The organism is Providencia sp. PROV208, from assembly GCF_028479465.1.
Lineage (GTDB): Bacteria > Pseudomonadota > Gammaproteobacteria > Enterobacterales > Enterobacteriaceae > Providencia > Providencia alcalifaciens.
Genome location: NZ_JAMPNS010000007.1, coordinates 17,614 through 31,094 on the forward strand (window position 1 = coordinate 17,614; position 13,481 = coordinate 31,094).

A 13,481-nucleotide genomic window follows, 5' to 3' on the forward strand; every position below is an offset into this window, starting at 1 on the left:
TCCTCTTGATGGATGTTATCTTTCTGTAGAGCCTCAACCCGATGTTGGCGTCCAACCAATACGTGATGCTCCATGAATATAAAATTGAAATTATTAAACAGATAATTATTTCAATTTAAATCTTTTACAATTCTAAAATAGCAAGCAGCGTGCCAACTTTTCAATTATCAAATAACATATTGAAAATAAACAAAAATAAAATTTTATTTTCTATTGATGACCATTTACACTATAGTTAAAGGCAGGTGAAATTAACCAACACTTGGTAAAAAAAGCCATGAAAGAAACTAACAATACTATCATTGGTGTTTCCAGCAATTTCCTCGATGTTCTCGAACGAGCCTCCGAACTTGCAAAACTCAATAAGCCTGTGCTCGTCATTGGTGAACGAGGAACGGGTAAAGAGCTCATCGCCGATCGTCTTCATTATTTATCCCCACGCTGGCAAGAGCCTTTTATCTCCTTAAATTGCAGTGGACTCAATGAGAACTTACTGGATTCTGAATTATTCGGGCACGAAGCAGGTTCATTTACCGGTGCACAAAAGCGCCATCAAGGTCGCTTCGAACGTGCGGACAAAGGGACACTGTTCCTTGATGAGCTCGCAACGGCTCCTATGTCTGTCCAAGAAAAGCTCTTACGAGTGATTGAATATGGCGAGCTAGAGCGTGTCGGGGGAAGCCAATCTTTAAAAGTGGATGTTCGCTTAGTGTGCGCAACCAATGCCAATCTTCCGGAGCTGGCACGTAAAGGCCGATTTCGCGCAGATTTACTCGATAGGCTTGCCTTTGAAGTCCTGCGTATGCCACCTTTACGAGAGCGCATTCCAGATATTCTTTTGCTCGCTGAGCACTTTGCGATTGGCATGATAAGGGAGTTAAAACGTCCTTATTTCACGGGTTTTTCTGAAAAAGCTCAACAGACTCTCATGCAATATGCTTGGCCGGGTAATATTCGTGAGCTTAAAAATGTGGTGGAACGATCGGTATATCGTCATGGAGAAAGTGACCAACCTGTCGATACGATTATTTTAGATCCGTTTGGGGAAAAACTTGCCGAACTACATGATGCCACCCCGTCCTCATCAGCCCCCCAAGAAGCGCACCTCTCCTTCCCTTTTGATTTACGCCAATGGCAATTGGAATCGGAAAAAAATCATGTTAAAGCAGCACTACGTCACGCGCATTTTAATCAGCGTAAAGCCGCTCAGTACTTGTCACTCAGCTATGATCAATTTCGAGGATTGATAAAAAAACATCAAATTAGCTTAGAAGGCGGCGATTGAGCAAAAAAAAAGCCAGCACCCGAGCTGGCTATACAAATAAAACACTGGAAGCAATGTGAGCAATGTCATGCCTTGTCTGCAAAAGCTAAGCACTTAGGAGACGAATTTAATGATAATGGTTATTAGTATCATTTGTAAAGCTTTTTAATGCGATTATTTCTCATTAAGATTAGATGCAAAATAACTCTTTATTTTATAATTAATTACGACCAAGTTGATTCTCATTTACATACATTAACTTTCGTTTCAATTGATATTATGAACAAAATATCACCACAAATTTTGCTTATACCCAGTAACCCTATTTTTACGCTACAATAAGGCAATTCAGGTCAACTACATTAGATCTATGCGCCTTTTAACTCTTTGGTTTTTATTTACTGTTTCTCTGTCAGCATTGGCTGAGCAAACAGACATAAGCTACAAAGACACCATTGCCAATGATGTCCCAGCAGATATTCGCCAAAATGGCTTCATTTACTGCGTCAATGGCATTGTCACTACATTTAACCCACAACTTGCCAGTAGTGGGTTAATTATTGATCCCCTTGGTGCACAACTGTATGACCGCTTGCTCGATGTTGACCCATTTACTTATCGATTAATTCCCGAACTAGCCTCACGTTGGGAAGTGCTGGATAACGGTGCCACCTACCGGCTATACCTCAGAAAAGACGTCAAATTTCAAACTACGCCTTGGTTTACACCAACACGCAATATGAATGCTGATGATGTGGTTTTTAGCTTTTCACGCATGTTCGAAACGAGTAATCCGTACCATTTTATTAATGGTGGACGTTATCCTTATTTTGACAGTTTGCAATTTGCGAGTAGTGTCGAAAGCATAAAAAAATTAAATAATTATGCTGTTGAGTTTCGCTTAAAATCCCCCGATGCTTCCTTTTTGTGGCATTTAGCGACTCACTATGCACCGATTTTATCTGCGGAATATGCAGATGCACTCTCTGCGAGCAATCACCAAGAAATGATTGATTGGCGCCCCGTAGGGACAGGTCCATTCTATTTTGATGATTACCAATCTGGGCAGTTTGTCCGCTTATTGCGTAATAAAGATTATTGGAAGGGAGAACCTCGTATGGAGGAAGTGGTCGTTGATATGGGGGCCGGTGGTACTGGGCGCATATCAAAACTGCTCACAGGGGAATGTGATGTTCTTGCTTACCCTGCTGCCAGTCAATTAAAAGTCCTACGTGATGATCCTCGTCTGCGTATTTCCATGCGCTCAGGCATGAATATCGCCTATTTAGCCTTTAATACCAGCAAGCCTCCACTCGACCAACTCAAAGTTCGCCAAGCCATATCCTATGCAATTAATAATGAGCGACTCATGCAATCCATTTACTATGGCACCGCAGAGACGGCTTCATCCATTTTGCCACGCGCTTCTTGGGCGTTTGATAATCAAACAAAAATAACTGATTACAATCCAGAGCTGTCGAAGCAGATGCTACAAGAAATGGGATTAGAAAATTTGAAACTTGAGCTATGGGTTCCTGTTGCATCACAATCCTATAACCCAAGCCCTTTAAAAATGGCAGAGTTAATTCAGGCTGATCTTGCACAAGTAGGCATTGTCATGAGTATCCGCTCGGTTGAAGGTCGCTTCCAAGAAAATCAGTTAATGGATCGTTCTCATGATATGACATTGGCGGGTTGGACAACCGACAGTAATGACCCTGATAGCTTCTTTCGCCCTCTGCTAAGTTGTGCCGCAATTGGTTCACAAACTAACTTAAGCCATTGGTGCGATACACAATTTGATGAGGTTTTACATAAAGCCCTTCTGACCCAAGAGCTGGCTGATCGCATTGATTACTATCATCAAGCACAGAAGATTCTCGCTGAAGAATTACCCATTTTACCCCTAGCTTATTCACTGCGTTTACAAGCTTATCGTTTTGATATGAAAGGATTAGTGATTAGCGCTTTTGGGAACACCTCATTTGCTGGGGTTTATCGTGAAATGCAAGAACCGAAAAAAGTAGTACCTAATAAGGCGGAGCAGCAGCCATGATCATCTATTCTTTGAGGCGACTGCTACTTTTGCTGGTGACTGTATTTTTTCTATCACTGGTCAGCTTTAGCTTAAGTTATTTCACACCCAATGCGCCACTCAGTGGTGCATCACTCATTGATGCCTATATTTTCTATTTCGATGGTTTATTGCATTTCGATTTTGGGGTTTCCAGCATTAATGGTGAACCCATTACGGACCAACTTCAAGACACATTCCCAGCCACTATGGAACTGTGCATTCTCGCTTTTTTATTCGCGTTGTTTGTGGGCATCCCACTTGGAATGATCGCCTCATTTTGGCGTAATAAACCCGTTGATATCGCAATCAGCACCTTTGCCTTACTTGGGTTCTCCGTACCGGTTTTCGTTTTAGCTTTGGTCTTAACTCTATTTTTCTCTCTCCATTTAGGCTGGTTACCTGTTTCGGGGAGAATTGACCTGCTTTATAACCTAAAGCCAGTCACTGGATTTGCGTTAATCGATGCATGGATTTCGGGCTCACCATATCGTAAAGATATGATTATCAATGTATTAGAACACATGATCCTGCCTGTAGTCACACTCGCACTGGCGCCAACCACTGAAGTGATTCGATTAGTTCGTATTAGTACCGATGAGATAGCCAGCAGTAACTATGTCAAAGCTGCCGCCACGAGAGGGCTTTCCCGATTTAAAATTATCCGCCGCCATATTTTTCATAATGCTATCCCACCTATCATTCCCAAATTGGGTCTGCAATTCTCCACGATGCTAACATTAACGATGGTGACAGAATTAGTGTTTAACTGGCCTGGATTAGGACGTTGGTTGGTTACCGCAATACGCCAAGGGGATTATTCCGCAATTTCCGCAGGCGTCATGTTGATTGGCGCATTGGTGATCACCGTGAACGTATTATCCGATATTTTAGGTGCGATGATGGACCCATTAAAGCATAAGGATTGGTATGTCCTCAGATAATTTTTATCGTGAACAAAAAATGCCATCCCCAACACGGGTGGTGTGGAATATTTTTTCCTCCGACGTCCTAGCAATGATCGGCTTTTTTGGGGTTCTTTTTTTAATCATCCTCTGTTTTGTCGGTCCCTATTTAGCGCCTTATGCCATTGATCAACAATTTTTGGGATACCAAATTACGCCACCATCATGGTCTCATTATGGTGAAGTTGCCTTTTTCTTTGGAACTGATGATTTAGGTCGCGATATTTTAAGCCGCTTACTCATTGGGACAAAATCAACCTTCGGTTCTGCTTTGTTAGTCACCATAATTGCAACAATTGTTGGCTTAGTTTTAGGCTGTTTAGCTGGGATGACTCGTGGTCTTAAATCCGCAGTGTTTAACCACATTCTCGACACCTTGCTATCCATTCCTTCTTTGTTGCTCGCCATTATCGTGGTCGCATTTATGGGTGCCAGTTTGACCAATGCCATGCTGGCGATTTGCCTTGCTTTGATTCCACGTATGGTGCGCACAATTTATGTTGCTGTTCATGATGAACTTGATAAAGAGTACATTGTGGGAGCACGCTTAGATGGCGCTTCAAACATCTTTATTTTGTGGTATACCGTATTACCGAATATCACGCCGATTTTAGTCACTGAGCTGACGCGTGCGCTTTCAATTGCCATTTTGGATATTGCTGCTCTAGGCTTTTTAGACCTAGGCGCTCAACTTCCATCTTCCGAGTGGGGCGCTATGCTTGGGGATACGTTAGAGCTCATTTATGTTGCACCGTGGACCGTGATTTTGCCCGGTGTGGCGATAATGTCGAGTGTCTTGTTTGTAAACCTACTAGGTGATGGACTACACCGTGCGATTAATTCGGGGGTAGAATAATGCCATTACTTGATATTCGTAATTTAACGATTGAGTTTATGACCGCCAATGGTCCCGTTAAAGCCGTTGATCGGGTATCTATGACCCTCTCTGAAGGTGAAGTTCGTGGCTTAGTTGGCGAATCGGGTTCTGGTAAGAGCCTCATCGCGAAAGCCATTTGTGGGATCACCAAAGATAATATCCGTGTCACTGCTGACCGTTTTCGCTTTCAAGATATCGACTTACTTAAGCTTAGCCCGCGCAAGCGGCGTCAACTGATCGGGCATAACATATCCATGATTTTCCAAGAGCCGCAATCGTGTCTTGATCCCGCGGCTGATATAGGAAAGCAGTTGATTCAATCCATTCCCGGCTGGACATATAAAGGACGTTGGTGGCAGCGCTTTAATTGGCGTAAACGCCGCGCAATCGAATTACTACACCGAGTGGGTATCAAAGATCACAAAGATATTATGCATAGCTACCCTTATGAGCTAACTGATGGCGAATGCCAAAAAGTGATGATCGCCATTGCTATCGCCAACCAACCGCGCTTATTAATTGCAGATGAACCAACTAACGCGATGGAATCCACCACACAAGCACAAATTTTCCGTTTATTGGATAAATTAAATCAAAACAATAATATGGGAATTTTGCTCATCAGCCATGATATGGAAATGATGTCTAAACTGGTGGACCGCATTAATGTGCTGTATTGCGGTCAGACCGTAGAAAGTGCAACACCTGAAGATATTTTACAGCGTCCTCGTCATCCTTATACACAGGCATTGATCCGTTCTATTCCTGATTTTGAAAGCCCAATTCCCCATAAAGGTCGATTGAATACTTTACCAGGCGCAATTCCATCATTAGAACATTTACCGATTGGCTGTCGCCTAGGTCCTCGCTGTCCTTATGCTCAACGTACTTGCATTGATGCGCCACCACTACGCAGTATTAAGGGTCATCTGGTTGCCTGCCACTATCCCCTGAATACGGAGGAGCAACCATGATGGAAACGTTACTTGAAGTGCGTAACCTAACCAAAACTTTCCGTTTTCGTGAAGGACTCTTTCGCCGCCATGAATTGCAAGCCGTTAAGCCACTGAGTTTTAACCTACAGGCGGGACAAACTTTGGCCATCATTGGGGCAAACGGCTCAGGTAAATCAACCCTTGCCCGTATGCTTTCAGGCGTAACGGAACCGTCTGGTGGTGAAATTCTTATTCGTGGTCATCGACTCAGTTTTGGTGATTATAGCTATCGCAGTCAGCGTATTCGCATGATATTTCAGGATCCAAGCACCTCCTTAAATCCGCGACAGCGTATTGGGCAAACACTGGAATTGCCGTTAAAATTGAATACCGATTTAACGGGAATTGAACGGGAACGACGGATTATCCAAACGCTACGCCAAGTCGGTCTGCTCGCTGATCATGCTGAATATTACCCACATATGCTAGCATCTGGTCAAAAACAGCGAATCGCCCTCGCCCGCGCATTGATTTTACAGCCAGAAATTATTGTTGCTGATGAGGCACTGGCTTCCCTTGATATGTCGATGCGCTCGCAGATCATTAACTTGATGCTCGATTTGCAAGCTAAGCAAGATATTGCTTATATCTACGTGACTCAGCATTTAGGTATGATGAAACACATTAGCGACAAAATGCTGGTGATGGATAAAGGCGAAGTGGTTGAGCGAGGTAATACTGCAGAAGTTCTCGCAGCGCCACTCCATGATGTGACTCGTCGCCTCATTGAAAGCCACTTTGGTGAGCCATTATCCATTGATGCATGGCGGCAAGATTTGTAATCACAGAAAATGCGAGCGAGATTCACTTGCTCGCATTTCACGAAAATCGGGTCTCTAGCGAGCGATTGAAACACAGCTTTTGATATGTTTGAGATGCACCACAATAGTAAAAGTGACGATCACCAACAACGACCATGCCCCCCATTTTCCTGCATGCACCATCGACCATGCTCCAATCTGGTTTGGATATTGCCAAACACCGAAGAACGTCCCAAAATTCTCCGCCAGCCAAATAAAGAAGCCAATTAGCATAAATGCAAGTAACAGTGGCATTTTTCGCTCTTTATCCAATGGGGTGTAAAACACCATGCTGCGAGCATATAAGCCAAAAATAAAGGCAGTCAAATACCAGCGATAATCATCAATATAATGGTGGCTGAAAAAGTTAATGTAGATTGCCAAGGCCACTAAAGTTGCCATCCAGTAAGGCGGATAATGTTCAATCCTAACGTTAAAAAAACGCCAAGATTGAATGATATAACTGCCTACCGCTGCATACATAAACCCCGTAAATAACGGGACACCCCATAATTTAGTATAGGCATCATCAGGATACTGCCATGAACCAATCGCCGCAGAGGTTTTAAATAATTCCATCATAAACCCAACTAAATGGAACACGCAGATAGCTTTTAATTCATCCCACGTTTCTAATTTCGCCCACACCAATAACGCTTGAAATGACACAGCAAAAATCAATAAAACATCATAGCGAGGAACACCCAAGATCCCTTTTGCTGGTACTAGGAATAGTGCTAAAAAGAAAAAACCTGCAAACAAGCAAGAGCGCGCATTAATCAAACCAAAAAACCAAAACTCAAGAATAAAGCGTTTGAATCCTTTACTATTATTAGGTTTGTGCGCCATCAAAAGAGAGTCAAGCTTGGTAAGATGGTTCAATATGTGAGAAACGGATGCCATTTTAGCCGCTCATAAAATGTAGTCGGAGGGGTTGAGGGATAACCTCAATACAATGCTCGAGAGTATAACAAACTACTCTCAGATACCCACCCTGTAACAATCTTAATTTCAGATGATTATCAATTGGCTAGATGGCCAGCTCCTCGCTGCTCACTTATCGTAAGAATCACCTATTTTTACCGATTTTAAATATTGAGACTAATTCCACATCCTTTAGCAATCCTCTTTTTGAATCTAGTGTATACTTGGTGGAACAATAAAGATGATTATTCTATGACTTAGGAGTTTTATAATGAAATTGTATTACGCTCCCGGTGCCTGCTCACTCTCCCCTCACATCATTCTGCGTGAAGCAGGATTAGATTTCAGTATTGTTCGCGTTAACTTAAAAGAAAAAATCACAGAAACGGGTGAGAACTTCTTAGCAATTAACCCTAAAGGTCAAGTCCCTACTCTCGTTTTAGATGATGATGAACAATTAACAGAAGGCGCAGTCATTGTTCAATATATTGCGGATCAAAACCCAAACAGAAATTTAATTGCACTGCCGGGTTCAATGAAACGTTATCATCAGTTAGAAGCGTTAAACTTCATTTCTACCGAACTCCATAAGAACTTCGGACCATTATTTTCCCCTGGTACCCCAGAAGAATATAAAGATGTTGTCCGCGCAAATTTACTGAAGAAATTCCAGTATGTGAACGATGTTCTGAAAAACCAACCTTACTTTGTTGCCAAAAGCGATTTCTGTGTCGCTGACGCATATTTGTTTACTGTCACTAATTGGACTCGTTTGGTCGGTGTTGATATCAGTGGATTAAGCCATCTGAATGAATATTGCGAAAAAATTGCTAAACGACCAAAAGTTCAAGAAGCATTAGAAGCAGAAGGATTACTGAAAAAGTAATCACTCACAAATAACCATTTATACAAAAACAGCGCCAATGGGCGCTGTTTTTATTTACAATCTCAATTAATCTAACTGAGTTGCACAGAACTTATGTTGAGGATTAACCATCAAATCTTGAGCTGCAACTAATTGAAGCTCGTATTCACCCATTTCTTTAGTTTTCAACATCACTTCATAAACCGCCGCGGCAACATGCTCTAAGCCTTTATTTAATGGCTCGCCTTTCAAGATATTGACCAACATTAGACCGCTAGTTAAATCACCAACCCCAACAGGTTGCTTTTCACCAAAATCCACTAATGGACGGCTAACATGCCAACTATGTTCTGCAGTGACTAAAATCATTTCAAAGCGATCTGCACGATAACCCGCTCGGCTCAAATGCTTAACTAATACTGTTTTAGGACCTTGATGGCATAACTTACGCGCCGCGTTCACCGCTTGCTCAACCGTAGTGATTTTTTCATTCGCTAACGTTTCTAACTCTAATAAGTTAGGTGCAATAACATCACTCGCCGCTAATGCTTGCTGGCAAAGAAACTCAGCCACTCCGGGGGCAACGATACACCCTTTTTCTGGGTGTCCCATAACAGGATCACAAAAATAGAGTGCTTGAGGATTTGCAGCTTTAACCTTTTTCACAATTGCCAGAATGTCACTACCTTGTTCAGCGGAGCCAATATATCCACTTAACACGGCATCACAGATTTCAAGCTTATGAATCTTTGCTAATCCCTCGACAATATCCGTCAAGTGTTGAGCGGGAAATACAGAACCTGTCCATTGAGGATATTGTGTATGGTTGGAGAATTGCACTGTGTTAAGTGGCCACACATCTACGCCCATACGGCACATAGGGAATGCAGCAGCACTGTTTCCTGCATGGCCGAAAACAACATGGGATTGAATTGATAATACGCTTTTCATTGGAAACCCAGAGAATTGTTATGTCGAATGAAGAGAAATCAGTGAGTAGCCATTGCCAATATGAATAGCCCGGAAATTTCCGGGCTCAATATTACAAAGGTTCGTCAGAGCTATTTCCAGTTAATTAAGCAGTCGTTCTTCTTACCGCGGCGGATAAGGGTATAACGGCCAAATAAACGGTCAGCATCAGTAAATACATACATTGGTTCAGTTTGTTTTTGACCATTGATAGATACTGCATTTGAGCTGATTGCGGTTCTAGCTTGACCACGGGAAGGAGCCAGCTCTGAATCAACTAATGCTTGCTGAAGATCTGCGCCGTCTTCAAGGGCGATGCATGGAATACCATCTTGCGCCAATTGCTCGAAGTCAGCCTCAGTTAAATCAGATACCGCACCAGAGAATAGGCTTTCAGTAATACGTTTTGCTGCTGCAAGACCCGCTTCGCCGTGAACTAATTTAGTCACTTCCTCTGCTAATACATACTGTGCTCGAGGTGCTTTGCCACTATTTTTGTCTTCTTCTTCCAATGCATCTATTTCGCTTAATTCCATGAAAGTAAAGAATTTCAGGAAGCGATAAACGTCAGCATCTGCTGTATTGATCCAGAATTGGTAGAATTTATATTGGCTGGTTTTCTTTGGATCTAACCAAACTGCACCACCTTCAGTTTTACCGAATTTAGTACCGTCAGTTTTGGTGATCAGAGGAACGGTTAAACCAAATACTTGGTTTTGGTGTAAACGACGTGTTAAGTCGATACCGGAAGTGATATTTCCCCATTGGTCTGAACCACCAATTTGCAGTTCAACACCCATCTCTTTATTCATATTCGCAAAGTCATAACCCTGTAACAGGTTATACGCAAACTCAGTGAAAGAGATGCCGACATCATCGCGGTTTAAACGCTGTTTAACGGACTCACGATTAATCATTTGGTTAACAGAGAAGTGTTTACCAATATCACGTAAGAACGTCAGTACGTCCATTTTGCCAAACCAATCATAGTTGTTAGCTAGACGTGCGCTGTTTTCACCGCAATCAAAACTAAGGAATGGTGAAACTTGGTTACGGATTTTTTCTACCCACTCTTGAACGGTTTCTGTGGTGTTTAATTTACGTTCAGTAGCTTTAAAGCTCGGATCGCCAATTAGACCCGTTGCGCCACCAACCAACGCCACAGGCTTGTGCCCGGCTAGTTGGAATCGTTTTAAACACAGCAAAGGAACCAGATGTCCCAAGTGCAAGCTGTCAGCGGTAGGGTCGAAGCCACAATAGAGAGAGATAGGGCCCTGCGCCAGTCTCTCTGCTAACGCATCCTCATCCGTTACCTGGGCAACGAGGCCCCGCTCTTGCAATTGTTTAATCAGGTTATTGCTAGACATCAATGACTCCATCGGTTGAATTTTGTCTATCTATTTTAATATTAAAAATGGACAAAGTGAGACAACGCTCAAAGGCTTGCCAATATGATTTGTCAATTTTCTTAAACGAGGCTATAGCATAAAGCGCATATCAATTAAGCGCCAGCTAAAAAACCATTTATTACGGGGCTAATCGGTCAATTACCCAACCATCCCCTTCTCTTTGGTATAGAAAGCGGTCATGCAGGCGGTGAGCACCACCTTGCCAAAATTCGACACTATTGAAAACAACACGATATCCCCCCCAAAAACTGGGTAATGGAACCTCGCCATTTTGGAATTTCTGTTTAAGTTCTAAAAATTTCCCTTCTAGGATCCCTCGCGCTGAAATTCTCGAAGATTGCGCCGATGCCCAAGCCGCAATTTGGCTATCTTTTGGACGGCTATGGAAATATTTCAGTACTTCAATCGGGCTCAATCGCTCAGCAACTCCCGTAAAATGAACCTGACGATCCAATTGATACCATGGGAAATGCAGGCTGATTTTATTGTTATGCTCTAAATGCTGCGCTTTACGACTACCTAAGTTGGTATAAAAAACTAACCCATCTTTATCAAAATGCTTTAATAACACGATTCGCTGATAAGGCTGTCCGGTTTCATCGACGGTTGCTACACACATTGCGGTAGGATCGGTTAACCGTGCTTCGCAAGCTTGCTTTAACCAACGCTCAAAAAGCGGAATCGGATCAGGAGTTAAATCTTTGCGTCTCAAGCCACCTTTTGTATATTCACGTCGTACCGCGGCAAGATCGATCTCTTCAAGCTCGTTCATTTTACTGTCCTTTATAGCGGTTATTTTTTATCTATATTAGCAGGATATATCGCACCTAATACGCTATCTCTGCTGGCACCAGTGACTGAAGCAAGGCTACCGGATAAACCTGAAATTGTGCGGGCCGCAAGCCATGCAAACGCGAGTGCTTCCATATCATCGCCACTCAGTCCATATTTATCGCTGGGTGCCACTTCAATACCCGGTAATAATGTCGCTAACCGCAACATTAAGAATTTGTTCTGGGCGCCACCACCACACACTATCAAACGTTCACAGCCGCCGCATAATTTAACTTGATCCACAATAGATACAGCGGTTAATTCACACAATGTAGCTTGAACATCCTCAGGTGATAACAATTGAAAATGCGCTAGATGCTGCTCCAGCCATTGCATATTAAAATATTCACGCCCAGTACTTTTGGGTGCTGAACGTTTAAAATAGCCATCATTAAGCATCATGTTCAATAGAGCTTGATTCACCGTACCCGTCTTTGCCCATTCTCCATCTTTATCATAGGCTTGTTGCTTATTACGCCAGACCCAAGTATCCATTAGCATATTGCCAGGTCCTGTGTCATAACCTTTTACATAAGCATTTGGGAGTAATGCGGTAACATTCGCTATTCCACCAATATTGAGCACAATTCGTTTTTCAGTGGGATGCCCTAATACCGCCAAATGGAATGCAGGAACTAATGGCGCACCTTGACCACCGTAAGCCATATCTCTACGACGAAAATCACCAATTGTAGTGATTCCCGTTAAGGCTGCGACTCGATTGTTATCACCAATTTGCATAGTAAAGGGGGTTTCGCTATCAGGTTCATGCCAAACCGTCTGCCCATGACAGCCAATAGCAATAATATCTTCAGGAGATAAACCCGTTTGCTGAAGAAGCTGATTAATGGCATTGGCATATATTGTGCCGAGTTCTCTGTCAATTTTCCCTAGCTCAGAAAGTGTTGTTTCTTGCCCTTGGCAAATATTTAGAATCCGCTTTTTCAATTCGATAGGAAATGAGGCACTCAAGCTCGCTTGTTCCGCAACAAATTTATCATTTATTGCAGCTAAAACGACATCAACACCATCTAGGCTAGTTCCTGACATAACACCGATATAGCGACCTGACTTAATCATCATTTATTCCCTTTAACGTGCCTATTCACTTGATGAGATAAACTACGAAAGATTGTGCTTCGAGGGAAGTATTTGTCAACTGATCGATTCAATTTCTCGTACCGCTTCGCAGGAATAATAAATAAATGAAGAGAAGATTCAAAATAGTGAGCAAAATAGCAGCAATAGATGTTTTTTTTATCTATTGCTTATTTAATTTGATTTATAATGGTTCATTCTGTAATTATCTGCTACACCTTAAAGTGAGTGGTCACCATTACAGGTAAAAGTGCACTCTTTATTGATTGCTATAATGAGATGCTCTGAAATAGATAAAAACAGATCACTCTTTAGCAAAGGGTGCCCTAAATTGGGATTTTAGGTAGAATTTGAGACATTTTACCTAGTGTTGATGCATTATTTAATTCAAGATTAGTAATCTAGGC

At 42.3% G+C, this 13,481-nt stretch carries 12 protein-coding genes; 7 read left to right on the top strand and 5 right to left on the bottom strand.

All coding sequences use genetic code 11. From position 1 onward, the window contains the following. The first annotated feature begins 277 nt into the window (after positions 1-277). The 6 genes from pspF to sapF all read left to right on the top strand — a co-directional run bounded on the left by pspF (position 278) and on the right by sapF (position 6,957). Complete coding sequence (pspF, locus tag PR766_RS06210; protein ID WP_154636647.1) at positions 278-1,285, top strand: phage shock protein operon transcriptional activator; 1,008 nt, start codon at positions 278-280, stop codon at positions 1,283-1,285. A 349-nt stretch (positions 1,286-1,634) separates the two neighbouring features. Beyond that, positions 1,635-3,320: an ABC transporter substrate-binding protein SapA gene (gene sapA / locus PR766_RS06215; protein ID WP_006661926.1), complete on the top strand. Its 1,686-nt coding sequence runs from the start codon at positions 1,635-1,637 to the stop codon at positions 3,318-3,320. Then, positions 3,317-4,282 carry a putrescine export ABC transporter permease SapB gene (gene sapB, locus PR766_RS06220; RefSeq protein WP_006660061.1) on the top strand — a complete coding sequence of 322 codons (966 nt, stop codon included), beginning with the start codon at positions 3,317-3,319 and terminating at the stop codon, positions 4,280-4,282. The genes sapA and sapB overlap by 4 nt, the downstream gene beginning before the upstream one ends. After that, on the top strand, positions 4,269-5,159 hold the full coding sequence (gene sapC / locus PR766_RS06225) for a putrescine export ABC transporter permease SapC (protein WP_154636648.1): 891 nt from the start codon (positions 4,269-4,271) through the stop codon (positions 5,157-5,159). Before sapB ends, sapC begins: the two co-directional genes overlap by 14 nt. Then, the gene (gene sapD, locus PR766_RS06230; RefSeq protein ID WP_006660063.1) at positions 5,159-6,154 is read left to right on the top strand and encodes a putrescine export ABC transporter ATP-binding protein SapD; all 996 of its coding nucleotides are present in this window, start codon (positions 5,159-5,161) and stop codon (positions 6,152-6,154) included. Before sapC ends, sapD begins: the two co-directional genes overlap by 1 nt. Continuing rightward, on the top strand, positions 6,151-6,957 hold the full coding sequence (gene sapF, locus PR766_RS06235; RefSeq protein WP_006660064.1) for a putrescine export ABC transporter ATP-binding protein SapF: 807 nt from the start codon (positions 6,151-6,153) through the stop codon (positions 6,955-6,957). The genes sapD and sapF overlap by 4 nt, the downstream gene beginning before the upstream one ends. Before the next feature lie 54 nt (positions 6,958-7,011). Here the strand turns inward: sapF and PR766_RS06240 are convergent, their stop codons facing one another. Further along, the gene (locus PR766_RS06240; RefSeq protein ID WP_154633660.1) at positions 7,012-7,878 is read right to left on the bottom strand and encodes a DUF817 domain-containing protein; all 867 of its coding nucleotides are present in this window, start codon (positions 7,876-7,878) and stop codon (positions 7,012-7,014) included. A gap of 292 nt (positions 7,879-8,170) precedes the next feature. Between PR766_RS06240 and gstA the strand changes: the two genes are divergently transcribed. After that, positions 8,171-8,785: a glutathione transferase GstA gene (gstA, locus tag PR766_RS06245; RefSeq protein ID WP_006660066.1), complete on the top strand. Its 615-nt coding sequence runs from the start codon at positions 8,171-8,173 to the stop codon at positions 8,783-8,785. Positions 8,786-8,851: 66 nt separating this feature from the next. Here gstA and pdxY read toward each other — a convergent pair whose 3' ends face one another. From pdxY to anmK, 4 genes are all read right to left on the bottom strand, one after another. Further along, positions 8,852-9,715 (bottom strand): pyridoxal kinase PdxY, encoded by an 864-nt coding sequence (pdxY, locus tag PR766_RS06250; RefSeq protein WP_006660067.1) that lies wholly within the window; start codon positions 9,713-9,715, stop codon positions 8,852-8,854. Between the two features lie 110 nt (positions 9,716-9,825). Further along, positions 9,826-11,100, bottom strand: a complete 1,275-nt coding sequence (tyrS, locus tag PR766_RS06255; RefSeq protein ID WP_006661929.1) for a tyrosine--tRNA ligase — start codon at positions 11,098-11,100, stop codon at positions 9,826-9,828. Positions 11,101-11,260: 160 nt separating this feature from the next. Next, complete coding sequence (gene pdxH, locus PR766_RS06260) at positions 11,261-11,914, bottom strand: pyridoxamine 5'-phosphate oxidase (protein ID WP_006660069.1); 654 nt, start codon at positions 11,912-11,914, stop codon at positions 11,261-11,263. A gap of 20 nt (positions 11,915-11,934) precedes the next feature. Continuing rightward, positions 11,935-13,059: an anhydro-N-acetylmuramic acid kinase gene (gene anmK / locus PR766_RS06265; RefSeq protein ID WP_179896415.1), complete on the bottom strand. Its 1,125-nt coding sequence runs from the start codon at positions 13,057-13,059 to the stop codon at positions 11,935-11,937. Between the last annotated feature and the right edge of the window lie 422 nt (positions 13,060-13,481).